24 protein-coding genes are annotated in these 21490 nt (G+C 68.4%); 7 read left to right on the top strand and 17 right to left on the bottom strand.

The window, feature by feature from the left end; all coding sequences use genetic code 11:
- Positions 1–47 precede the first annotated feature (47 nt).
- Positions 48–881: an SDR family oxidoreductase gene (locus ASF87_RS04485; protein WP_056374489.1), complete on the top strand. Its 834-nt coding sequence runs from the start codon at positions 48–50 to the stop codon at positions 879–881.
- Between the two features lie 24 nt (positions 882–905).
- On the opposite strand, the gene ASF87_RS04480 is transcribed toward ASF87_RS04485, so the two are convergent.
- From ASF87_RS04480 to ASF87_RS04470, 3 genes are read right to left on the bottom strand one after another with little or no spacing between them, the layout of a single operon-like run.
- The gene (locus tag ASF87_RS04480) at positions 906–1655 is read right to left on the bottom strand and encodes a sulfite exporter TauE/SafE family protein (protein WP_056374487.1); all 750 of its coding nucleotides are present in this window, start codon (positions 1653–1655) and stop codon (positions 906–908) included.
- A 1-nt stretch (position 1656) separates the two neighbouring features.
- The gene (locus ASF87_RS04475) at positions 1657–2295 is read right to left on the bottom strand and encodes a bifunctional 4-hydroxy-2-oxoglutarate aldolase/2-dehydro-3-deoxy-phosphogluconate aldolase (RefSeq protein WP_056374486.1); all 639 of its coding nucleotides are present in this window, start codon (positions 2293–2295) and stop codon (positions 1657–1659) included.
- Positions 2296–2348: 53 nt separating this feature from the next.
- The gene (locus tag ASF87_RS04470) at positions 2349–2903 is read right to left on the bottom strand and encodes a ribosomal protein L7/L12 (RefSeq protein ID WP_056374484.1); all 555 of its coding nucleotides are present in this window, start codon (positions 2901–2903) and stop codon (positions 2349–2351) included.
- A gap of 70 nt (positions 2904–2973) precedes the next feature.
- Between ASF87_RS04470 and rlmN the strand changes: the two genes are divergently transcribed.
- Positions 2974–4263, top strand: coding sequence for a 23S rRNA (adenine(2503)-C(2))-methyltransferase RlmN (rlmN, locus tag ASF87_RS04465; protein WP_200933692.1), 1290 nt, complete (start codon positions 2974–2976; stop codon positions 4261–4263).
- Here the strand turns inward: rlmN and ASF87_RS04460 are convergent.
- On the bottom strand, positions 4212–4871 hold the full coding sequence (locus tag ASF87_RS04460; protein ID WP_056374482.1) for an NAD(P)H-dependent oxidoreductase: 660 nt from the start codon (positions 4869–4871) through the stop codon (positions 4212–4214). The genes rlmN and ASF87_RS04460 overlap by 52 nt on opposite strands.
- Positions 4872–4936: 65 nt before the next feature.
- Here ASF87_RS04460 and ASF87_RS04455 point away from each other — a divergent pair, with 65 nt between their 5' ends.
- Both ASF87_RS04455 and ASF87_RS04450 read left to right on the top strand, forming a co-directional pair.
- Entirely contained in the window at positions 4937–5506 is a 570-nt protein-coding gene (locus ASF87_RS04455) for a TetR/AcrR family transcriptional regulator (RefSeq protein WP_056374480.1), read from the top strand.
- A 77-nt stretch (positions 5507–5583) separates the two neighbouring features.
- Entirely contained in the window at positions 5584–7209 is a 1626-nt protein-coding gene (locus ASF87_RS04450; RefSeq protein WP_056374478.1) for a DUF4407 domain-containing protein, read from the top strand.
- Between the two features lie 87 nt (positions 7210–7296).
- On the opposite strand, the gene ASF87_RS17650 is transcribed toward ASF87_RS04450, so the two are convergent.
- Positions 7297–7632 (bottom strand): hypothetical protein, encoded by a 336-nt coding sequence (locus ASF87_RS17650; RefSeq protein WP_157549998.1) that lies wholly within the window; start codon positions 7630–7632, stop codon positions 7297–7299.
- A gap of 19 nt (positions 7633–7651) precedes the next feature.
- On the opposite strand from ASF87_RS17650, the gene yczR reads away from it, so the two are divergent.
- Entirely contained in the window at positions 7652–9151 is a 1500-nt protein-coding gene (gene yczR, locus ASF87_RS04440) for an aminotransferase-like domain-containing protein (protein ID WP_056374474.1), read from the top strand.
- A 40-nt stretch (positions 9152–9191) separates the two neighbouring features.
- Here yczR and ASF87_RS04435 read toward each other — a convergent pair whose 3' ends face one another.
- From ASF87_RS04435 to ASF87_RS04425, 3 genes are all read right to left on the bottom strand, one after another.
- The gene (locus ASF87_RS04435) at positions 9192–9581 is read right to left on the bottom strand and encodes a hypothetical protein (RefSeq protein WP_056374471.1); all 390 of its coding nucleotides are present in this window, start codon (positions 9579–9581) and stop codon (positions 9192–9194) included.
- Between the two features lie 99 nt (positions 9582–9680).
- Positions 9681–10862 (bottom strand): hypothetical protein, encoded by a 1182-nt coding sequence (locus ASF87_RS04430; protein ID WP_056374470.1) that lies wholly within the window; start codon positions 10860–10862, stop codon positions 9681–9683.
- Entirely contained in the window at positions 10862–11188 is a 327-nt protein-coding gene (locus ASF87_RS04425; protein ID WP_056374468.1) for a hypothetical protein, read from the bottom strand. The genes ASF87_RS04430 and ASF87_RS04425 overlap by 1 nt, the downstream gene beginning before the upstream one ends.
- Positions 11189–11306: 118 nt before the next feature.
- Between ASF87_RS04425 and ASF87_RS04420 the strand changes: the two genes are divergently transcribed.
- Positions 11307–12320 carry an aldo/keto reductase family protein gene (locus ASF87_RS04420; protein WP_056374466.1) on the top strand — a complete coding sequence of 338 codons (1014 nt, stop codon included), beginning with the start codon at positions 11307–11309 and terminating at the stop codon, positions 12318–12320.
- Positions 12321–12382: 62 nt separating this feature from the next.
- On the opposite strand, the gene ASF87_RS04415 is transcribed toward ASF87_RS04420, so the two are convergent.
- The 4 genes from ASF87_RS04415 to ASF87_RS04400 form a co-directional block, all read right to left on the bottom strand.
- Positions 12383–13288 (bottom strand): carbohydrate ABC transporter permease, encoded by a 906-nt coding sequence (locus ASF87_RS04415; protein ID WP_200933691.1) that lies wholly within the window; start codon positions 13286–13288, stop codon positions 12383–12385.
- Positions 13285–14235 (bottom strand): carbohydrate ABC transporter permease, encoded by a 951-nt coding sequence (locus ASF87_RS04410; RefSeq protein ID WP_056374465.1) that lies wholly within the window; start codon positions 14233–14235, stop codon positions 13285–13287. The genes ASF87_RS04415 and ASF87_RS04410 overlap by 4 nt, the downstream gene beginning before the upstream one ends.
- A 3-nt stretch (positions 14236–14238) precedes the next feature.
- The gene (locus ASF87_RS04405) at positions 14239–15552 is read right to left on the bottom strand and encodes an ABC transporter substrate-binding protein (protein ID WP_056374463.1); all 1314 of its coding nucleotides are present in this window, start codon (positions 15550–15552) and stop codon (positions 14239–14241) included.
- Between the two features lie 84 nt (positions 15553–15636).
- Entirely contained in the window at positions 15637–16872 is a 1236-nt protein-coding gene (locus tag ASF87_RS04400; protein ID WP_056374460.1) for an aminotransferase class V-fold PLP-dependent enzyme, read from the bottom strand.
- Positions 16873–17036: 164 nt separating this feature from the next.
- On the opposite strand from ASF87_RS04400, the gene ASF87_RS04395 reads away from it, so the two are divergent.
- Complete coding sequence (locus ASF87_RS04395) at positions 17037–17750, top strand: FadR/GntR family transcriptional regulator (RefSeq protein WP_056374458.1); 714 nt, start codon at positions 17037–17039, stop codon at positions 17748–17750.
- A 30-nt stretch (positions 17751–17780) separates the two neighbouring features.
- Here ASF87_RS04395 and ASF87_RS04390 read toward each other — a convergent pair whose 3' ends face one another.
- From ASF87_RS04390 to ASF87_RS04370, 5 genes are all read right to left on the bottom strand, one after another.
- The gene (locus ASF87_RS04390; protein ID WP_056374456.1) at positions 17781–18224 is read right to left on the bottom strand and encodes a GNAT family N-acetyltransferase; all 444 of its coding nucleotides are present in this window, start codon (positions 18222–18224) and stop codon (positions 17781–17783) included.
- Positions 18225–18277: 53 nt separating this feature from the next.
- A complete protein-coding gene (locus ASF87_RS04385; RefSeq protein WP_056374453.1) occupies positions 18278–18925 on the bottom strand; it encodes a class I SAM-dependent methyltransferase in 648 nt (215 codons plus the stop codon).
- Between the two features lie 24 nt (positions 18926–18949).
- Entirely contained in the window at positions 18950–19465 is a 516-nt protein-coding gene (locus ASF87_RS04380) for a glycine cleavage system protein R (RefSeq protein WP_056374451.1), read from the bottom strand.
- A 137-nt stretch (positions 19466–19602) separates the two neighbouring features.
- Positions 19603–20661, bottom strand: a complete 1059-nt coding sequence (locus ASF87_RS04375) for a PLP-dependent cysteine synthase family protein (RefSeq protein ID WP_056374449.1) — start codon at positions 20659–20661, stop codon at positions 19603–19605.
- Positions 20662–20681: 20 nt separating this feature from the next.
- Positions 20682–21197, bottom strand: a complete 516-nt coding sequence (locus ASF87_RS04370; RefSeq protein WP_052492983.1) for a hypothetical protein — start codon at positions 21195–21197, stop codon at positions 20682–20684.
- Between the last annotated feature and the right edge of the window lie 293 nt (positions 21198–21490).

The raw sequence follows: 21490 nt of genomic DNA, 5'->3' as shown, positions 1-21490 counted from the left end.
AGCTCCAGACACAGCAATTCACGCGATTCGAAACGAGAAGGCGGCCGATGAGCACACTGGCAGGAAAGACGATCCTCATGTCGGGCGGGAGCCGCGGCATCGGACTCGCGATCGCGCTGCGCGCAGCGGCCGACGGCGCGAACATCGCGATGCTCGCGAAGACCGACACCCCGCATCCGAAGCTCGAGGGCACAGTGCACTCGGCGGCCGAGCAGATCAGGGCAGCCGGCGGTCAGGCGCTGCCGATCGTCGGCGATGTGCGTGACGACGACGACATCACCGAGGCCGTGATGAAGACGCAGGGCGAGTTCGGCGGCATCGACATCGTCATCAACAACGCGAGCGTCATCGACCTCTCGCGCTCGCTCGACCTCGGCGCGAAGAAGTACGACCTCATGCAGGACGTGAACGTGCGGGGAACCTTCATGCTCTCCCGCGCGGCGATCCCGATCCTCAAGGATGCGGAGAACCCCCACATCCTGTCGCTGTCGCCGCCGCTGAACCCCACGCCGAAGTGGCTCGGCGCGCACACCGGGTACACGCTCGCGAAGTTCGGCATGACCATGGTGACGCTCGGCCTCGCGTCGGAGTTCGCCCCTGACGGCATCGCCGCGAACACCCTGTGGCCGCGCACCACGATCGCCACCGCCGCAGTGCAGAACCTGCTCGGTGGCGACAAGGTCATGGCCGCGAGCCGCACGCCCGACATCTATGCGGATGCCGCCTACGCCGTGCTGCTCAAGCCCGCGGCCGAGTACACCGGCCAGACGCTGATCGTCGAGGACGTGCTCGAAGCCGACGGCGTCACCGACTTCTCGCAGTACGCCGCCGTGCCGGGAACCCCCGACGACCGGCTGTTCCCTGACATCTTCCTCGACTGAGGGGCTTACGCTCCGGCGGGAGGTTCAGAACAGCAGGTAGACGGCGCCGGCGATCGTCAGGACGATCACGATGCGGTCGAACAGCACCTGGTTCATGCGCTTCGCCAGCCGGATGCCGGCCAGTGCGCCGAGCACGACGAGCGGCGCGAGCACGGCATCCATCAGCAGCACGTGCCCCTCGAACAGGCCGAGTCCCGCGAGGAACGGGATCTTGACGAGGTTGATGATCGCGAAGAACCAGGCTGAGGTGCCCAGGAAGACCTGCACCGGAGTGCGTGTCGCGAGGAAGTACATCGACATGACCGGGCCACCGGCGTTCGCGACCATCGTGGTGAACCCGCCGAGCGTTCCGTAGACGCCCGAGAGCACGATGCCGCCGGGGGCGGGGGCCACAGCATCCGCCGGATTCTGTCGCCAGCGCCGCCACAGCGTGACCGCGATCATCGCGAGCAGGATCACCCCGATCGCTCGTCGGACGATCCCGTCGCCCGCGATCGCGAGGAACGCGAACCCCGCCAGCAGCCCCGCGAGCACGGCCGGCGCCAGGCGCAGCAGAGTCGGCCAGTGCGCATGGCGACGGTAGGTGATCAGCGCGAACACGTCGCCGACGATGAGCAGCAGGAGCATCGCGGCGGTCGACGTGCGCGCGGGCAGCACGGTCGCGAACAGGGCGATCGCCAGGATGCTGCCACCTGGCAACGCGGTCTTCGAGATGCCGATCGTGACCGCGGCGAGGCCGAGCGCGGCCCACGCCAGGGGTGCGAGTTCGATCACATCAGCCGCGGGATGCCGCGAGGGCTGCGGCGAATCGAGCCGAGCGCTGCTCGATGTCGGCCCAGTCGGAGGCGGCGAGCGAGGCACCGTTCGCGAGGTCGCCGCCCGCGCCGACAGCGACGGCGCCGGCTCGGAACCACTCGGCGAGGTTGTCGGGGCTGACGCCGCCGGTCGGCATCAGCGGGGCGTCGGGAAAGGGTCCGCGCAACGCGCCGAGGTAGGAGGGGCCGCCGAGCGAAGCGGGGAAGATCTTGACGACGTCGACACCGAGCTCGAGCGCGCCCATGACCTCGGTCGGAGTCATCGCGCCGGTCATCACGACGCGGCCGGTGTCGAGCATCGCGCGCGTCAGCGAGGGGAGGGTGCCGGGGCTCACGAGGAACTCCGCACCGGCGTCGGCGGCGAGTGCGGCCTGCGCGGCGGTGGTGACGGTGCCGGCGCCGATGTATGCGGCATCACCGTGGCGAGCGATCAGCTCGCGGATCACGGCGGGGGCGTCGGGTGTCGAGAAGGTCACCTCGATGCCGGTCACGCCGCCGCGGATGATCGCCTCGGACGCCTCGAGCGCGAGCTCGGGGGAGGGCGCGCGGAGCACGGCGAGGACGCCGGTGACGCGGGCGCGGGAGAGACGGTCGGACATCGGTGCTCCTTCAGTGGGGGATCGCATCCATTCTCCCCGACCGCAACCTGTAATTACAACTGACGCGGTCGTGGCCAGGCCTCGACGACGTCCTTCGACTCCTTGAGTCCCAGGCCCGTGTGCTCCCTCACGAGCTTGATCGCCTGGATCTTCTGGTCGGCGGACACGAGCCGGTCGACCTCCGATGAGACGGATGCCGGCAGTGCCCCGCGCACCGACGACGGCGTCGCCGTGATCGACGAGTGCACGGCCGAGGTGTTCGACACGGCCGCGAGATGCGGGGCCGTGGTGCTGACCGACCAGTGGTCGATGCGATCCTTCGCCTCCTGCAGGCGCACGCCCGTGTGCTGCCGGTAGAGCTTGATGGCGTTGATCTTGTGCCCCGCCGCGACGAGTCGGTCGATCTCGGCGATCGCCGCGGGAGTCAGCTGCGACGCCGATGCGGTCGACGTCGATGTGGACGCCACCGAGCGGGCCATCGTCGGCGAAGGGGTGAAGACGTGGGGCTCTGGCGCCTGGGGGCGCATCGACCGCAGCGCTGCGCCGATGATCACCACGCCGACGACGACAGCTGCGATGACCGCGCCGACAGCGATGATGATGTCCATTCGCTCAGTCTAGGGATGCGTGCGCCCCGGCCCCAGGGCCTTCCCACCCGGCACCGCGTACCCTGGAGGTATGACCGAGACTCCCCGCACGCGCGAGACGCGCCCCGCCACGGCACCCGCGTCGTCCCGTTCGGGGGCCGTCCGTTCCACCGGCGTCGCCCAGGTGCGTCCGGCGACAGAGGGATGGACCCAGCAGAAGGATGCCGAGGGGCGCCCGCTGCTGCAGTTCGCGAGCCCCAAGCGCGGCAAGCCGCCGGTGCACCTCGCCGACCTCACGCCGGCCGAGCGCATCGACAAGGTCAAGGAGCTCGGCCTCCCCGGCTTCCGCGCGAAGCAGCTCTCGACCCACTACTTCCGCCACTACACGTCGGATGCTGCGGAGATGACCGACCTCCCCGCCGACACCCGCGAGCAGCTCGTCGCCGGCATGCTGCCGCCGCTGCTCACCGAGGTGCGTCGCCTCGAGACCGACCGCGGAGACACGATCAAGTTCCTGTGGCGTCTGCATGACGGCGCCCTGGTCGAGTCGGTGCTGATGCGCTACCCCGGTCGCATCACACTCTGCGTGTCGTCGCAGGCCGGATGCGGCATGAACTGCCCGTTCTGCGCCACCGGCCAGGCCGGTCTCACGCGCAACATGTCGACTGCCGAGATCATCGAGCAGATCGTGCGCGCCAACCGCCTGATCGCCGATGGTGGTCTGGGCGGCAAGAAGTCCGACGACCACTCGATGGAGCGCGTCTCGAACATCGTCTTCATGGGCATGGGTGAGCCGCTCGCCAACTACAAGCGCGTGATGGATGCCGTGCGTTCGATGGTCGCACCTCAGCCCGACGGACTCGGCATGAGCGCTCGTGGCATCACGGTGTCGACGGTCGGACTCGTGCCGGCGATCAAGAAGCTCGCCGACGAGGGCATCCCCGTCACCTTCGCGCTGTCGCTGCATGCACCCGACGATCACCTGCGCGACGAGCTGATCCCCGTGAACTCGCGCTGGAAGGTCGACGAGGCGCTCGATGCCGCTCGGTACTACTACGAGAAGACGGGCCGCCGAGTCTCGATCGAGTACGCGCTGATCAAGGACATGAACGACCACGCCTGGCGCGCCGACCTGCTCGCCGACAAGCTCAACGAGCGCGGCCGCGGATGGGTGCACGTCAACCCGATCCCGCTGAACCCGACCCCCGGCTCGATCTGGACCTCATCGACGCGCGAAGCGCAGAACGAGTTCGTGCGTCGTCTCAACGACGCCGGCATCCCGACGACCCTCCGCGACACCCGCGGCAAGGAGATCGACGGTGCCTGCGGTCAGCTCGTCGCGACGACCGAGGACGAAGCGGCTTCCGCCGCGATGGCCTGAGATCCCTGACGCTCTGCGGGCCCCGACGGGGTGCGCGAGCTGTCGCGGATGCCGTCTCGGCGACCCAGTGACTCCGCCCGGGTCAGCCACGATGCGATGCGGTCGGGGCTCGCATCTTTGACGCCCAGCATCCTGGTCGTGCGCACCGAGCGGACCCCGCAGAACCGCAGCGTGCCACGGGCGACGTGCGTCTGCGCGGGCAGACCCGTGAAGGGTGTGAGGAACCACGGAGTGTCGGCGAGCAGGAACAGCCGTCCGTTGCGTGCGGGCAGCAGCCCCTCGGGAAGGCCGAGCTTCGAGTAGCGGTACTCCTGCTGAGGGAGCAGTGCCCGATCGAAGAAGCCCTTGAGCAGGGCCGGCACCGACCCCCACCAGAGCGGCGTGAACACGACGACCGTCGCGGCCTCGGCGAGGGCGCGCTTGGCGTCGATGAGGTCGGGCTCGAGCTCCATGCGCTGGCGGTAGCCGAAGCGCAGCGACGGATCGAACTCGAGATCGCGCAGCGCGAGGATGCGCGCATCTCCGTGCGCTGCGGCGTAACGCCGGGCGAGCTCGGCGGTGAGCGAGCGGGCATCGGGGTGGCCGTCGATGATCAGGGCGGAAGGCATGCGGACTCCTATGTTGACAGTGTCAAGCTTGATGGACACTGTCAAGATAGGCAACAATGTTGCTTGTGTCAAGTTCTCGATCGGGGTACCACCACGGCGACCTCGCCCACGCCCTCGAGGCGGCGGCGATGCAGTTGCTCGCCGAGAAGCCGGCGGGGGAGATCAGCCTGCGTGAGGTCGCCCGCGCCGCCGATGTGAGCCACAACGCCCCGTACCACCACTTCTCCGACCGGCGGGGGCTGCTCAAGGTGCTCGCCGAGCGGAGCATGGCCGACCTCGTCGCCGCGGTGCGCGTGGCGATCGAGGCGGTATCCGACCCGGCATCGGCTGCGATCGACGGCGGTGCTGCGTACATCCGCTTCGCCGTCGAGCATCCGCACGGCTTCGACGTGATCTACGACCCGACCGTCTGCATCCCCGGCGAGCCGAGCGAGACGATGGCCCCGCTGATCGCCGAGCTCGAAGAGCTGCTGTCGACCGCATCCGTCGCCGCAGGGCTCGACAGCAAGAGCGGCGTCACCGGCGTCTGGGGGCTCGTGCACGGTCTCGGAACCCTGTGCGCCGCAGGGCACTTCTCGCTCGACGACGCGCTCGCCGCGAGCGCGGATTCGCTCGCCCGCATGCTGCGGAACTGACCGGTTCTGCGGGCGGAGCGGCGGAAGCACAGGGTTCGTGCACGTTATCCACAGGCGATGTTTCGTAGATTGTCCGGATGCAATATTCTGCTCACCGCCCCGGACGGTTCGATTCGCAGGGCCGGATCATCCTCGACAGCGACCCGAATGCTGACACGGACGACCTCGACTTCCTTCGCGAGTACGAGCCCACCGGCGCCGATCTGCAGGCGCCGGACGCGGTCGACTCTGCGCCGGCGACAGAGGGCGAGCGGGATGCCGCAGCATCTCCCGAGCCCGCGCGCGAGCCGAAGCACCGCCGTCAGCCACGTGAGCGCACACCGCGCGTGCCGGGTTCGCGACTGCGGAAGCTCGCGATCCTCGGCGGGGCCGAAGGCGAGATCCTCGACCGCGTTCCGGGCGAGACGCCTCGTTTCGTGCAGATGTTCTTCGTGCTCGCCGGCACCGCGCTGGTCTCGGCGATCTCGATGCTGTTCGCGCTCACCACGGGAGTGCAGGCCGCGATCTGGCTGGCCGTGCCGCTGGCGGTCGTCTGGGCGCTCATCATCTTCAACCTCGACCGGTTCCTGACGTCGACCATGACGTCGACGCGCAACGTCTGGAAGCTCATCGGACTCGCGATCCCGCGAGTGATCATGGCCGCGATCATCGGCTTCGTCGTCGCCGAGCCGCTCGTGCTGCAGATCTTCCACAACGACATCGCCCGCGAGGTCGCCGCCACGAACATCACGCAGGCGCAGTCCGATCAGGAGGCACTGGAGACGGGCCCCGAGAAGAAGGCGCTGGATGCGGCATCCGACCGCGTCGCCGAGCTCGAGAACCAGGCCGCCACCGGCATCGTCGCCGGCACCGACTCGTCGTCTGCGACGGAATCCGCCGCTCAGGCGACGGTCGACGACCTCACCGCCAAGATGACCGCCCAGCAGGCCGTGATCGATCAGGCCCGCATCCTGTACCAGTGCGAGCTCACGGGTGAGGGCGCGGGCACGGTTCCCGGCTGCACCGGCGTGAACGGCGAGGGCGCGAGCTCGGATGCCGCCGAGGCCCAGCTGGCCGAGGCGCAGCAGACCTACGACGCGCTCGCCGCGCAGCTGCGCACCGCCAACGAGGAACTCGCCGCCGCCGGCACCGCCGCCAAGGAGAACACCAGCACGTCGGAGACGCAGAACCGCGAAGAGGCGCAGTCGCAGCTGCCCGCCGCGCGCGACACCTACGACGCCGCGCTCGATGCGTACAACGCGCGGGCCGAATCCGTGGCATCCGGCAATGCGGGAGCGATCGGTCTGCTGAGCCAGATCAGCGGCCTCAACCGCCTGAGCGAGAAGGAGCCGACGATCCTGTGGGCGCACATCCTGATCGCCGCGCTGTTCTTCATGATCGAGCTGCTGCCGGTGCTCGTGAAGGTGCTCACGTCGTACGGCGACCCGTCGCTCTACGAGAAGGCCGCCGCGATCCGCAGGCAGGTCGCACTCGACAAGGTGACGGCCGAGGGATTCCGCGACAGGGCGGCGATCGTGACCGTGCAGTCGCAGGGGATCCAGGCGGATGCGTCGCCCGCCGAGCCGCAGACGCGGGCCGAGCGCAAGGAAGCCGAGCAGGCGGAGCAGGAGCGGGCGCAGGCCGAGGAGCGCGAGCTCGCGGAGAAGCGTGCGCAGGCCCAGACGCTCGAGGAGCAGGAGCAGCTGGTCGAGTCGCGCGCCTGAGTTCGTGTGACGTGCGTTCCGGTCGCGGTTCGTGCCGGTTCCGCACGCGCTCGACCGGCACGAGTGCGGCGGTGGCCGCCGACCGGTTCAGGCCGCGTGCACACGCAGCCGGGTGGCGAGTTCGCGGAGCCTGACCTGTTCGACGGGGCGTGCGGCCATCGCCGGAGTCGAGATGACGTCACGGACCCGGAGAGCGCCCTGCGTGTGCACAGCCGCGGCGAGCGAGCGGATCAGCGCGACCGTCGACGGCTCTCCCTTCCAGGTGGCACCGGTCAGCGCCGTCTCGATGAGCATCAGCGGCCGGCGGAGCGCCGGGTCATGCTGGCGAGAATCCTCTGAGAGCCATTCGACGAGCTCGCGAATGGTCCATTCGGGGGATATTGGCTCAAGATCCTGAGGTTTCATGGTGATTGGTGTGGTCATTGGTCCAGAATCGGATGCCATGGGCATCATCGACAGAGCCAATGACCGGCCAGTGGCCCAGCGATCGGCCGGTGGAGTCGCGCCTCTCGTGCGATCGGGCGAGGTGTCGGCGGAGGTCCTGGCTGCTCGACTCGGTCGATGGACTCAGGGCGAGGGCACTCTGGCGGCGCGGCTGTCCGACGGCGTGGCCGCTCTCATCTCGGGCGGCGAGCTGCGGGCGGGCGACCGGCTTCCGGCGGAGCGCGGGTTCGCCGCAGCGAGCGCGGTCTCTCGGGGCACGGTCGTCTCGGCTTACGCCGACCTCGCCGAACGCGGGCTCGTCGACCGGCGTCAGGGCAGCGGCACGAGGGTCGCCGGAGTCGCGACGCCGGCGATCGCATCCGCGCAGCGGCCAGGGCGCGGAGAGGCGCTCTTCTCGGCGTCGCCGAACGCGATCGATCTGCTGCGCACCGTGCCGCAGCTCTCCGATCTCGCCGTCCAGCTGATCCGCGAGCACCGACCGCGGCTCGAACTCGCTCTGCTCCCCGAGACCGACCCCGCCGGGCTGCCTGCGCTGCGCGAGCTGATCGCCGAGATGTACTGCGCGGAGGGGACGCCGACGACGCGCGAGCAGATCCTGGTCACCCACGGCGCGCAGCAGGCGATCAGCCTCGTGATCAACGCGCTGGTCAGCCCCGGTGACGTGGTGCTCGCCGAGGAGGTGACCTGGCCCGGGGTCACCGACTCGGTCGGCCTTCGCGGAGGCGTGGTGCACGGCATCCCGATGGGACATGACGGGCTCGACGTCGATGCGCTCGAGGTCGCGATCGCCCGATTGCGCCCGGTCGCGATCGCCCTCAACCCCCACCACCAGAACCCCACGGGCACCAGACTCCCTGCGGCCGCGAGACATCGCGTCGCCGAACTGGCCGCGCAGTACGGAGTTCCCGTCATCGAAGACAGGGTGGTCGCGGGCATCTCGTTCGACGGCGTCGTGCCGCCGACGCTGGCGGCGGAACGCGCCGATGCGCCGATCATCGTCGTCGAGTCGGTGTCGAAGTGGGCGTGGGCGGGACTGAGGATCGGCTGGCTGCGGGCCGACCCCGTTCTGGTGCGCAGACTGCGCGCGGCGCGCCAGCTCGCCGACCAGTCGACGAGTGTGCCCGGTCAGCTCCTCGCACTCGACCTGCTCGCGAGCGCCGTCGACCTGCGGACCGCGACCAGTCGCATCCACGGCGAGCGTCTGACGCTCGTGCGGTCGCTGCTGGCCGAGCACCTGCCCGACTGGCGCTGGATCGAGCCTCGCGGTGGGCTCTCCCTCTGGGCCGCCCTGCCGGTGGGGTCGGCCGGCGCCTTCTCCCGGATCGCGGCCGTGCACGGGGTGTCGATCGCCGGAAGCGCGGCGTTCGCGGCATCCGTTCTGCCCGACGATCACATCCGCATCCCGTTCACTGCGCCCGACGACGTGCTCACCGAGGGGGTGCGGCGACTCGGCGTGGCGTGGCGGGAGTATCGGGATGCTCTCAGCGACCGCTCCTAGGGTGCGAGACCTGATGGCTGCGATCGTAGTGAATCGCCGACTACTCGAAGAGCCCGGTCAGCACCACCGTTCGAGTCGCGGCATCGATCGCGACCGAGGCGCTGTAGCCTGCGGCCGAGAACAGGGCGTCCAACTCGGGGGAGCCTTCGAAGGGTCCCGCGGGCACCTTGGACGCCATGCCAGGCACCAGGACGGGAGGGTCGATCTGCTCGAGATCGCCGGCGCTGCGCAGCGCCTCTATCTCAGATTCGGGGAGCGTCGCGACGACGTCCACCCAGTATGTGGTGGGGCCGATGTCACTCGACCCGGTTGTGCCGCCCATCCACTCAACGGATTCCGCCGCGCTGAGCTGCGGGTAGCGCTTTGCGATGGGAGCGAGGTCTGTACGCAGAACGCCGTCGCCGTGCTTCTCTGCGGTTCCATTGGTCACTGTCGTCTCCGTCGGCTGGGGGGTGGCAGGTGTGCACGCGGTGACCGCGGTGGTCATCAAGGCAAGAATGAGGAGGGAGGAGAGTCGGCGCATGGGGTTCTACCGGCCTTCGGCTGGAGCGTCAGAAATGGAGACCGAGTCCGGGTCGCCGAGCGTCCAGGTCACAGTGCGAGTCACGGACCCGGTGCTGTCGAACGGCTTCGCCCACCCGATCTCGGTGAAGCGTCCGTTCTCGTCATCGGGCGCTGCGGACGCGATGTCGGATTGTCCGCGATTGAAGTTGTACCGGTCATCGCCATGCACAGTGACAACCATGGTCGCTACGCCGTCCTTCACGACGACGTCGCCGCTCGCCCACTGCTGATGTGCGCCGATCGCTTTCTGCCAGTTCTCGGTGGTCGGATACCGTCCGGTCAGGCTCGGCTCGCCCGTGAACGAGAACGATGAGCCGCCGGATCCGGCGAGTTCGTCGGCCGCCCGCTGAGCGAGCAGGATCTGGTCGTCGATATCGGCGCGCACGCCCTCGTCCTCGCGGTAGGCCTTCTCGTAGTCGAAGGCCCATGGCTCGCCGGTGTTGTCCCAGTAGTGTCCGTAGGCTGCTGTCGCGTCGGCGAGATCCGGCCTCAACATCCGCGCCCCGAGCAGCTTCGTCTTCCATTCCTCCGATGCGAGGAAGTCCTCGAAGGTCGCGTCCTCCGAGCCGTAGACGAAGTCTTCATCCCAGGCGTATTCCGGCTGATCGGGTGGTCCGATGCGGTAGCGGCCATCGGCGGTGGTCGTCCCTGTGCCGAGCTCGAATGCCGTCACATCAGGATCGAAGACCATGCCGATCTGCAGAAGAGCCGGGGTGATCGCGGCGAACTGCGAGGTGGCCTGGGTGACCGATGCCTTCGCCACCCACTCGCGGCGGGCGGTGAAGGCACGGGCGATATCCGGGCCCAGCCCCAAGGAGACGGCCGGTGAGAGGAGAAGGGGAGGGACGACCGATGAAGGAAGCGACGATAGGGCGTTCTGAGCGCGGCCTCGGATCGCATCGGCCTCGTCGAGCAGGGTGGGCACCGAGTCGGCGGCTCGTGCCAATGTGGTCGCCCTTGAGGCGGCACTTCGAAGTGCCACGGCTGCCGCGTCGGCGACGTGTCCCTCGAAGCCGGTGGATGCCGCGGTGGAATTGAAGGCCGCAGTCGCCTCCTCCCATCGCTGCGCGGCGCTGGGGTAGCTGCCGTGGCCGGTGTACGCCGCACTTGTCGCAAGGTCGGAGAGGGCCTTCTCCCACGGGCCCATCACATCATGCCCCGGGGCATCGTGATGAGGGGCGTGGGGGATTCGGCGTCCAGCCGACGGAGCACGTCGGCAGCCGCCTCGTCGAGGTTCGCAAGATCTTCGGCGGCGCCGGCGACGCTGTCGGAGAGTGCGATGGCTGCGCTCGAGGTCGCATTCATTGCTGAGTGTGCGGCGAGGTCGACGGACGCGAGCGCCCGGTCGAAGGCCGCAGCGACGGAAGATGTCGAGGCGCGAGCCGCGGGAGCGGGCATCGACAGAGTCGCCCCGGTTGACCGCAGACTCGCCAGCACGGCATCCACCCGGTCTGAGTCGATCGAGATCGTCATGGTGCTCCCCCCGAAGCGGACGTGTCGCACGTGTGCGATCGCGTGCGGTCACAGAAGGATACCCGACCGGTCACGGAGATCCGGGCCCGGTGTCTGCGGGGGCCGGTAGCGTTGTTGCATGGTCAACTATCGCTATCTCGGCAACAGCGGTCTCAAGGTCTCTGAGATCACCTATGGCAACTGGGTCACGCACGCTTCTCAGGTCGAAGACGACGCCGCCGTCAAGACGGTGCACGCGGCGCTCGACGCCGGCATCACCACGTTCGACACGGCAGACACGTATGCCAACACCGCGGCGGAGGTCGTGCTCGGCAAGGCGCTCGAAGGGCAGCGCCGCGAAGGGCTCGAGATCTTCACGAAGGTCTACTTCCCCACCGGTCCCAAGGGCCCGAACGACACCGGACTGAGCCGCAAGCACATCCTCGAGTCGATCAACGGCTCGCTGACGCGCCTCGGCACCGACTACGTCGACCTCTACCAGGCGCACCGCTTCGACTACGAGACGCCGCTGGAGGAGACGTTCCAGGCGTTCGCGGACGTCGTCCGTCAGGGCAAGGCGCTCTACATCGGCGTCTCGGAGTGGACGGCAGAGCAGCTGCAGGAGGGCCACGCGCTCGCGAAGCAGCTCGGCGTGCAGCTGATCTCGAACCAGCCGCAGTACTCGATGCTGCACCGTGTGATCGAGGGCAAGGTCGTGCCGGCATCCGAAGAGCTCGGCATCTCGCAGATCGTCTGGTCGCCGATGGCCCAGGGCGTGCTGTCGGGCAAGTACCTTCCGGGCCAGCCGGTGCCCGAGGGCTCGCGCGCGACCGACCCGCACAGCGGCTCGGAGTTCATCAAGAGCTTCCTGCAGGACGACATCCTCACCGCGGTGCAGAAGCTCAAGTCGATCGCCGAAGAGGCGGGCCTGTCGATGCCGCAGCTCGCGATCGCGTGGGTGCTGCAGAACCCGAACGTCGCCGCCGCTCTCGTCGGAGCCTCGCGCCCCGAGCAGCTCGCCGAGACGGTCAAGGCCTCGGGTGTGACGCTCGATGCCGACACCCTCGCGGCCATCGACGCCGCACTGGGCGACACGGTCAACCGCGACGCCGAGGCCACGTACTCGGTGTCGCCGAAGGCGCGCCTGGTCTGATGACCGCATGACGAAGGCCGCCGTTCGGAATGAACGGCGGCCTTCGTCATGCGCGGGAGCGATTACTCCTTGACGGCTCCGGCTGTCAGTCCCTGCACGATCCAGCGACTCGCGAGAGCGAACATCACCATCGTCGGCAGGATCGTCAGCACGGCGGCCGCCGACATCGAACCCCAGTCGATGTTGAACGTCGAGATGAAGCCGTTCAGCGCCGACGGCACCGTGCGGTTCTCATCGGTGTTCATGAGCACGACCGACAGGAACAGCTCGTTCCAGCAGTTGACGAAGTTGAAGATGAACGCGGCGATGATGCCGGGGGTCATCACCGGCACGAGCACCCGGAAAAGAGCGCCGAAACGCGAGCATCCGTCGATCATCGCCGCCTCTTCGAGGGCGTCGGGGACGTTCTCGAAGAACCCGCGCAGCATCACGGTGGAGAACGGGATGCAGACCGCGATGTACACGAGGATCAGACCGGGCTTGGTGTCGACCAGGCCGAGGTCGGTCATCATTGAGTACAGCGGGCCGAGCGCGATGAACGCCGGGATCATCTGCGTCAGCAGGAACGCGACCAGCACTGTTCCCTTGCCGCGGAACTCGAAGCGGGCGATCACGTAGGCGCTCAGCAGCGCGATCAGCGTCGCCACCGCGCCCGCGATCGTCGCCACGATCGCGGAGTTGGCGAGGAACACCCCGAACGAGCTCTGCTGGAACAGACTGACGTAGTTGTCGAACGAGGGCTCGGACGGCCAGTACTCGATCGGGAACGAGTTGATCGTGCCCGGTGACTTGAACGACGTCAGTGCGATCCAGTACAGCGGGAACAGCGTGATGACGAGCCAGAGCAGAAGCCCGACCACACGCACGACGCCGCCGACCGACGCCTTGCGCTTCGGGCGGGGTGCCTTCGCGATGTCGGGAACGGTGAGACGCCTGGTCTCGGTGACTGTTGTGCCGGTGATGGTCATCGCTGCACCTTCCGCATCGCCATCAGGTAGAACGCGCAGAACACGAACAGGAACGCGACCACGATGAGTCCGATCGCACTCGCGATGCCGTAGTTGCCCTGCTGGGTGTAGTTGATCATCCATGTCGTGATGATGTGCGTCTGGTTCGCCGGCCCGCCGTTCGTCATCGCGTAGATGATGTCGGGGAAGTTGAAGATCCAGATGATGCGCAGCAGGATCGTGAGCAACAGCGTCATCGAGATGTACGGGATGATGATCGAGAAGAGCTGGCGCACCTTGCCGGCGCCGTCGAGGCTCGCGGCCTCGAGCATCTCGTCAGGCACCGACTGGAGCGCGGCGAGGATCATGATCGCGAAGAACGTCACGCCGTACCAGATGTTGGCCACGATGACCGCGAACATCGCGAGCTTCGGATCGGCCAGCCAGGGGAGCGGGGCGTCGATCAGACCGACCTTCATGAGCAGGTCGTTCACGACGCCGAACTCCGCGTTGAACATCCAGCGGAAGAGCATCCCGATCAGGAATCCCGACACCGCCCAGGGGAAGAACACGAGAGCCTGGTAGAGCCCGCGGAAGCGGAACCGCTTGCGCAGTGCGAGCGCGATCAGGAACCCGATCACGAGCTGCGGCACGAGCGAGCCGACGACCCAGAGCACCGAGTTCCACGCGACGATGGGGAACGCCGGGTCCTGGAAGACGGTGACGAAGTTGTCGAAGCCCACCCAGGGGGTAGACGTGAGATCCCACAGGTTCCAGTCGTGGAAGGCCATGCGTGCGCCCTGCAGCATGGGCCAGTAGGTGAACCAGCACACGAACACGATCGCCGGGGCCATGAAGGCCAGCAGCGTCAGCGCGTGGCGGCCACGGAACGGGCGGCGCCGGCGGGATGCCGGGGAGGCCCCGCCGGCGGTGCCGACGGAGCCCCCTTCGAGTGCGGTCCGGGTCACGGATCAGCCCTTTTCCGCAGCGTACTTCTCGGTCCAGAAGGTGTCCCACGACTCGAGCAGCTCGCTCGTCGACATGTTGCCGAGCAGCACGTTCTGCACATCCTGGTCGGACTTCTGGATCCACTCGGTCCACCAGCTGACGCCACGCGGCTGACGCACGTTCACGTACGTCTCGGGATCCTCCGTCATGGTGACGTAGCTGGTCCACGGGCCGGTCGAGTAGAACTCGTCGTCCGCGGCATCCGAGATGATCGGCACGAGGCTGTTGGCCTGGGCGAACTCGGTCGCGGGCTCGGCCGACGAGAGGAACTCGACGAGCTTGACTGCGGCATCCTGGTGCTCGCTGTTCTCGGCGACGCCCCAGCCGGCGACGGCCAGCGGCTGCGCGGCCTTGCCCGACGGGCCGACGAGCAGCGGAGCGGTGTCCCACTGGTCTTCGGTCAGAGACGAGTCCTGCACCGTGGCGATGACCTCGGGGTCCTGCAGCAGGAACGCCGTGGTGCCGTTGGTGAAGCCTGCGACCATCTCGGGGTAGCCCCACGAGACGGCCGAGGGCGGCGAGGCCTCCTTGAACAGGTCGAAGTAGTCATCGACGGCCTCCTGCGCCTCGGGGGCGGCGAAGATCGTCGATCCGTCCTCCATGAGGAACGCGTCATCGACGTCGAGGCCGTCGATCGTGTAGGCCTCGATCGCCGCGACCACGTTGCTGTTCGCGTTCGCACCGCCGCGGAACGCGTAGCCGTAGATGTTGTTCGACGGGTCCTGGATGGCGCTGGCCTGCTCGAGCAGGTCCTTCCAGCTGTGCGGGGGACCGTCGAAGCCGGCCTCCTCCACCAGGTCGGTGCGGTAGAACAGCGACAGGCCGTAGAAGCCGTAGGGCACGAAGTAGCTCTTGCCGTCGGTGGCCACCGACGCGGCCTGCGCGTTGTCGGTCAGGGCGTCCCAGCCGTCCCACTTCTCGAGGTCGCCCGAGATGTCGTGCAGCCAGCCGTTGTTGGCGAACGGGCCGACCGTGATGTCGCGGACCTCGAGGACGTCGACGCCCTTTCCGGACTGCAGCATCTGCTGGATCTTCGCATCCGCCTGCTCGGTGGGCGGCGAGACGAGCTTGACCTTGATGTCGGGGTTCGCCTTCTCGAAATCGTCGAGGAGCCCGCGGAGCAGGTCGGTGCGTGCAGGGTTGGTCAGGCTCTCGACCATCTGCAGGGTGACGGTGCCGTCGGCGGAGTCGCCGCCGCTTGCGGAACAGCCGGTGAGCGCGAGTGCGGCGACGGTGCCGATTCCCGCGGCGGTCGTCAAGATTCTGTTCTTCTTCACGAGGTGCCTCTCAGTTGGTGATGGTGGTGGGTCGGGTGGGTCGGGTGGGTGTGGATCGGGTGGTGGGTGGAGCGGGTGGTCGGGTCAGGAGACGATGATCGAGTCGGGGGTGCGGATGCCGGCTCGGCGGAGGATCTGCGGGATGCAGCGCTCGACGAAGGCCTCGAAGTCCGACGCCTCGGTGTAGAGGTGCGCCGACAGGCGGAAGTAGCCGACGCCGCGGAAGCTGGTGAACGCGGTCTCGACGCCGGTCTCGTCGAGCAGATCCATGCGCAGGGCGTCGGCCTCTTCCCGTGTGGATCCGAGTCCGAGCGGCAGACGCACGAGCCGCATCGACGGCACGGGCGAGGGCAGCGGGGTGAGGGGGTCTTCGTCGCCGTAGGGGCGCAGGCCTTCGGCGATGATCTCGGCACCGGCATCCGCCATCTGCACCATCGCCTGGCGGGCGTTGTGCCAGCCGAACTCGCGCTCGATGAACTCGATCGACGCGGGGGTGGCCAGGTAGGTCGTCGCGTCGATCGTGCCCTGGGTGTCGAAGCGCTCGGGGTAGGGCTCGTTCGCAGCCCACGAGTCGATGAGCGGCCAGAGGTCGTCGCGGTCGGGTGCGGTCGTGACGAGCAGCGCCGAACCGCGCGGGGCGCAGGGCCACTTGTGCAGGTTGCCGAACCACCAGTCGCCGCCGGCGACAGCCGCGGCATCCGCGACGAGACCGGGGGCGTGGGCGCCGTCGACGAGCGTGCGGATGCCGCGCTCGGCGGCGAGCTCGGCGATGCGGCGCGTCGGCAGCATCCGGGCCGTGGGGGAGGTGATCTGGTCGACCACGATCAGGCGAGTGCTCGGGGTGAGCGCGTCGGCGAAGCGCTGCACGACCTCGTCGTCGGAGGCGAGCAGCGGCAGCTCGACGGCGCGGACGGATGCTCCGAAGCGACGGGCCAGACGCTGCGCCCCCATCGTGATCGCGCCGTAGCCCTGGTCGGTCACGAGGATCTCGTCACCGCGCTCGAGGTGCAGGGCGTTGTAGACGACGGTGGCCGCGGCCGAGGCGTTGGGGACGAAGACGCTGTCTTCGGCGTAGGCGCCCACGAACGGTGCGGTGCGCTCGCGGGCCTGCTGCACGCGCTCGGCGATGCGGGGGAACCACTCGACCGGGCTCAGGTCGGCGCGGCGGCGCAGCGCATCCTGCTGTTCGACGACGGCGGTGGGGACTGCGCCGAAAGAGCCGTGGTTCAGATGGATCACGTCGGGATCGAGCGGCCACGCATCACGGGCTCGGATGCCGGAGTTCAGCGTGAGCGGTGCGGGGAAGAGTGGTGCGGGCATCGGTCCTCGTCGGTGCAGTGGGGGAGTTGTTGCACAACTTTGCCACAGAGGCTCCGATATGGCTATGGAAAGGTGAAGATGAAACATAGTTGTCATACGAATTTGATGAAGAGCGCGCGTCCGACAGACTCGCAGGGGAGTGGCCGGTGTCAGAGAGGATCACGATGAGCGCTTTGGATACGGCTCTGCACGGGCTGCGCGCGCTGATCGCCGACGGCGCTCTGCGCCCCGGCGACCGTCTGCCCAGCGAGGGTGAGCTGTGCGAGACGCTCGGAGTCTCGCGAGGATCTCTGCGCGAAGCCATCCGCATGCTGGCCGCACTCGGAGTGCTCGAGACCCGCCACGGCTCAGGCAGCTATGTCAGCGAGCTGCGCGCCGCCGACCTCATCGGCAGCCTGTCGCTGACCGTCGGGCTGCTGCCCATGGCCGGAGTGCTCGAGCTGACAGAGCTGCGCCGCGTGCTCGAACCGCATGCCGCCGCGCTCGCCGCGGCCCGCATCGATGCCGCGACCCTCGAGGAGCTCAGCGGCGTGCTCGATGAGATCGAGGCCAGTGATGACTTCGAGGACCACTCGCGCCTCGACCACGCCTTCCACATGACGATCTCCGAAGTCGCCGGCAACGACGCCCTCACGAGCCTCATCGACGTGCTGCGCTCACGGTCGCGGGCGTATCGGATTCCGGATGCGGGTGACGCGGCCGAACTGAAGCTGCACTCGGACGCCGGGCACCGGGCGATCCTCCGCGGACTCGCGGCTGCGGATCCGGTCGCGGCCTCGGCTGCGGCATCCGCGCACGTCGCGCAGACCGAGTACTGGGTGCGGCGGTACACCGAGACCGACATCGTCGCCCAGGGCTCGGCCGTCGAGCCGGACTGAGCTCGGCGGGGTCGCGATGCTCGCCTCGATTCAGTCTCCCTGCGGTGCGAAGCGCAGCACATTCGTGTTGCGACGGACGAAGCCGACGGACTCGTAGAGGCGCAACGCCGATTCGCGAGACGGTCGGGACGTCAGGTCGAGTGTCGGCAGCCCCCGCTGTTGCGACTCGTCGATGATCGCTTCGAGCAGCAGGCGTGCGATACCTCGTCCACGGGTGCTCTGATCGACCACGACGTCTTCGATGCTGCCGTGCCATCCGGTGATGAGCGGGGCCGTCACGAGGGTGGCCATTCCCACGATGTGGCCTGACTCGCGCGCGACGAACAGGTCGGTGTTCTGCGCCTGGAGCAACGAGAGCACCCGTTCCGAGTCGAATCGAGCGGTCGCCGAGAGCTGAGGGAGAAGTGCCTCGATCCGGTGAAGGTCATCCGCTGTGAGGCGGTCCGCGATCGAGATGCTGATTCCGTCGGCCATGTCCGGAGCCTATTCGACGGTCCGGAGTGAGTCGACCTCGTGGCGGGCCCGCGTCAGTGCGGTGCCTGCCAAGAGGCCGTGTATCGCCAGAACAGGCGGCGTCGCATGCGGATGCCGGGGAGCACCTCGCTGGCGATCGTGCGGATCTCGTCGAAGCTCTGGTCGGGGTGCGCGATCGGAGCCTGCATGTGCTCGGGAGGCCGCGTCGCACGCTTCGGATGGCGGACGAGCCCGACGAGTGGGTTCAGCAGCAGTGAGGCCCCGGAACGCAGGGCGTCCTTCGAGGTCTCCCTGGCGACGCCGACGATGACCAGGCGGCCACCGGGGCGGAGCGCTGTGCGGGCATCCTGCAGTGCCGCTCGCAGAGGCATGTGATGAAGGGATGCGACGAAGGTGATCAGGTCGTACGCTCCGAGGGGTTCGGATCCGAAGGTCCGGTTTTCGATCCGCACCGCTTCTCCGGGAAATCGTCGGGCGGCTGCCGCCGCGGCATCCGGATCAGGTTCGATGCCGATCGCCGTGGGGAGGATCTCTGACAGGGCGCTCAGCAGATTGCCGGTGCCGCAGCCCACATCGGCGGCGATGTCTCCGCCACGACGACGCACCGCGCGGGCGTGCCTGAGGACGAATCCGGCGTAGGCGTCGTTATGCGACCACGGGTGAGCGGCGTTCACCCGGGCGATCGCCGCCAGGAATCCCATGCGCGGTGCTTCTGGCCCTGTGACTCAGGCGAGGGTGATGTCGACCTGGATCTCAGTGGCGATGCGTTCGAGGTCACGGCGCAGGGCGTCGAGGTCGACCGACTCGGGAACCCGCGCGATCACAGACGCCTCGAACAGACGGCCGCCGGCCATCGCGGCATCCCGGGTCTCGGTGGCCAGCTCTTCGATGCTCAGGTCGTGCGCGCGCAGCACGTTCGACACCTCGCGGACGATGCCCGAGCGGTCGTTGCCGAGCACCCGGATCTCGAGCATCTGATCCTCGACATCGGTGTCCGCCGGGGAGCCCGTGAGAACGGCGAGGGTCAGCAGGCCCTGACCCTGCAGGCCGCGCAGGGCGTCCTGCAGTTCGGACGTTCGCTCGGTTGCGACCGATACCTCGATCACGCCGGCGAATGTCCCGGCGAGCTCGGCCAGCGAGCTGTTCTCCCAGTTGCCGCCGTGGGCCTCGACGACATCGGCGACGGCAGCGACGAGACCCGGGCGATCAGCACCCGCGACAGTGAGGATGAGAGTAGTCATGCGGCCAGCGTAGCCGTTCACAATTCAGCATCATCGCTCGGAAAGCACCCGAAGACCGTGGCCAGGTGGCCGATCCGGGGTGTCCATGCTGGGTTGTGAACGGCAGGTCAGTCGAACCCCGGTGAGTCGGCCCCCGTTCAGTCGACCCAGTCGCCGGTGTCGAGGAAGCAGTCGAGGCGGTCGAGGTGCGGGGTGAGGTCCCAGCCCTGCTGCGCGACCCACTCGTCGTTGAAGTACGTGCCGGCGTAGCGGATGCCGCTGTCGCAGATCAGCGTGACGATGCTGCCGGTCTCGCCCGCCGCGCGCATGCGCGCGATCAGCTGGAACGCCCCGTACAGGTTGGTGCCGGTCGAGCCTCCGGCGAGGTGCAGGGTGCGCTCGCGCAGCATGCGGATCGCGGCGATCGACCCCGCATCGGGCACGCGGATCATCTCGTCGATCACCGTCGGCACGAACGAGGCCTCGACGCGCGGTCGACCGATGCCCTCGATGCGGCTGGGGCGCCCGGCGGGTGGATCGACGGTTCCCGCCCATCCGTCGTAGAAGGCCGAGCCCTCGGGGTCGACGACGGCGATCTGCGTCTCGTGGCGGCGGTACTTGACGTATCGCCCGAAGGTCGCGCTGGTGCCGCCGGTGCCCGCACCCACGACGATCCAGCGGGGGATCGGATGCCGTTCCTGCGACAGCTGGCTGAACACGCTCTCGGCGATGTTGTTGTTGCCGCGCCAGTCGGTCGCGCGCTCGGCGAAGGTGAACTGGTCGAGGTAGTGCCCGTGGCACTCGGACGCGAGACGCTGGGCCTCGGGAGACATGTCCTCTGCGCGGTCGACGAAGTGGCAGCGTCCGCCGTAGAACTCGATGAGGTCGATCTTCTCCTGGCTCGTCGACCGCGGCACGACCGTGACGAACGGCAGCCCCAGCATCCTCGCGAAGTACGCCTCCGAGACGGCGGTGGATCCGCTCGACGACTCGACCAGTGTCGAGTGCTCCGTGATGCGGCCGTTGACGAGTCCGTACAGGAGCAGCGAGCGCGCGAGACGGTGCTTGAGCGACCCCGTGGGGTGCACCGATTCGTCCTTCAGGTACAGATCGATGCCCCACTCGGGCGGCAGCGGGAACAGGTGCAGGTGCGTGTCGGCACTGCGGTTCGCGTCGGCTTCCAGCAGGGCGATCGCGGTGCTGGTCCAGTCGCTCATCCTTCGAGCGTAACGCCCCGCTACCTGGCCGTGTAGCCGCCCTCGCCCGTCTCGCCGTCGTACGTGAAGACCTCGTCTTCGAGCGTGATCTGGATGTCGTCGCCGAGCGGCTGTTCAGCGAGCAGGCGCTCTTCGAGCATCGTCATCCGCTCCTCGTACTCCTGCGCCTGCGCTTCGTCGACGCCCCAGATCGTCGCGACCTTCATGTCGGTGAGGAAGTACAGGAAGGCCGAGACGGCGGTGCGGTTGAACTCGGTGTCGGGGATGCTCTGCCACAGCGCTCCGCTGTCGCGCAGCCGCTTGTATTCGTCGATCTTCGCCTGGAGGACGTCGGCGATCGCGGATGCGTCGGCGTCACCCGGGTCGTCGGACGGCGACTCCTCGGTCGAGGGGTCGTCGGAGGGCTCGCTGGGAGCCGCGGCCGTCGCGGAGGGCATCGGTGCGGCGACCGGCTCGCGCGAACTCATCAGCAGGCTCACGGCCACGCCGACCCCGACGGCGATGATCAGCACGAACGCCGCGACCGCCGCGATCACGATGCCGAGGGTCCTGCCCGAGCGCGAGGGAGGACTCGGCGGTGCCGAGGGGTACGGATACGCCGCGCCATAGGGCCCGGAAGGCTGACGGCCTGTCGGGTACTGGCCCGGCTGCTGGGGCGGATACTGGCCCGGCTGCTGCTGGGGATACTGCCCCGGCTGCTGGCCCGACGCATACGGGGGCAGCGGCGGCGCGACGGACCCGCCGGGTGCAGGCGGCGGCGACCCGGGAGGTGCGGGTGGCCCACTCAGCGGCGGCGCCAGGGGGACCGACGAAGAGAGATCACCGGGAG

This window comes from Microbacterium sp. Leaf161, from assembly GCF_001423645.1.
In the GTDB taxonomy this organism is placed as follows: Bacteria; Actinomycetota; Actinomycetes; order Actinomycetales; family Microbacteriaceae; genus Microbacterium; species Microbacterium forte.
The sequence above is the reverse complement of the archived record's forward strand: the minus strand, read 5'-3'. Positions and strand labels throughout refer to the sequence as shown.

Coding starts and splice junctions, on each gene's coding strand:
- ASF87_RS04485 (WP_056374489.1), top strand. CDS start 48: ATGAGCACACTGGCAGGAAAGACGATCCTCATGTCGGGCGGGAGCCGC.
- ASF87_RS04475 (WP_056374486.1), bottom strand. CDS start 2,295: ATGTCCGACCGTCTCTCCCGCGCCCGCGTCACCGGCGTCCTCGCCGTG.
- ASF87_RS04470 (WP_056374484.1), bottom strand. CDS start 2,903: ATGGACATCATCATCGCTGTCGGCGCGGTCATCGCAGCTGTCGTCGTC.
- rlmN (WP_200933692.1), top strand. CDS start 2,974: ATGACCGAGACTCCCCGCACGCGCGAGACGCGCCCCGCCACGGCACCC.
- ASF87_RS04460 (WP_056374482.1), bottom strand. CDS start 4,871: ATGCCTTCCGCCCTGATCATCGACGGCCACCCCGATGCCCGCTCGCTC.
- ASF87_RS04450 (WP_056374478.1), top strand. CDS start 5,584: ATGCAATATTCTGCTCACCGCCCCGGACGGTTCGATTCGCAGGGCCGG.
- ASF87_RS17650 (WP_157549998.1), bottom strand. CDS start 7,632: ATGACCACACCAATCACCATGAAACCTCAGGATCTTGAGCCAATATCC.
- yczR (WP_056374474.1), top strand. CDS start 7,652: ATGGGCATCATCGACAGAGCCAATGACCGGCCAGTGGCCCAGCGATCG.
- ASF87_RS04430 (WP_056374470.1), bottom strand. CDS start 10,862: ATGGGCCCGTGGGAGAAGGCCCTCTCCGACCTTGCGACAAGTGCGGCG.
- ASF87_RS04425 (WP_056374468.1), bottom strand. CDS start 11,188: ATGACGATCTCGATCGACTCAGACCGGGTGGATGCCGTGCTGGCGAGT.
- ASF87_RS04420 (WP_056374466.1), top strand. CDS start 11,307: ATGGTCAACTATCGCTATCTCGGCAACAGCGGTCTCAAGGTCTCTGAG.
- ASF87_RS04415 (WP_200933691.1), bottom strand. CDS start 13,288: ATGACCATCACCGGCACAACAGTCACCGAGACCAGGCGTCTCACCGTT.
- ASF87_RS04400 (WP_056374460.1), bottom strand. CDS start 16,872: ATGCCCGCACCACTCTTCCCCGCACCGCTCACGCTGAACTCCGGCATC.
- ASF87_RS04395 (WP_056374458.1), top strand. CDS start 17,037: ATGAGCGCTTTGGATACGGCTCTGCACGGGCTGCGCGCGCTGATCGCC.
- ASF87_RS04390 (WP_056374456.1), bottom strand. CDS start 18,224: ATGGCCGACGGAATCAGCATCTCGATCGCGGACCGCCTCACAGCGGAT.
- ASF87_RS04385 (WP_056374453.1), bottom strand. CDS start 18,925: ATGGGATTCCTGGCGGCGATCGCCCGGGTGAACGCCGCTCACCCGTGG.
- ASF87_RS04380 (WP_056374451.1), bottom strand. CDS start 19,465: ATGACTACTCTCATCCTCACTGTCGCGGGTGCTGATCGCCCGGGTCTC.
- ASF87_RS04375 (WP_056374449.1), bottom strand. CDS start 20,661: ATGAGCGACTGGACCAGCACCGCGATCGCCCTGCTGGAAGCCGACGCG.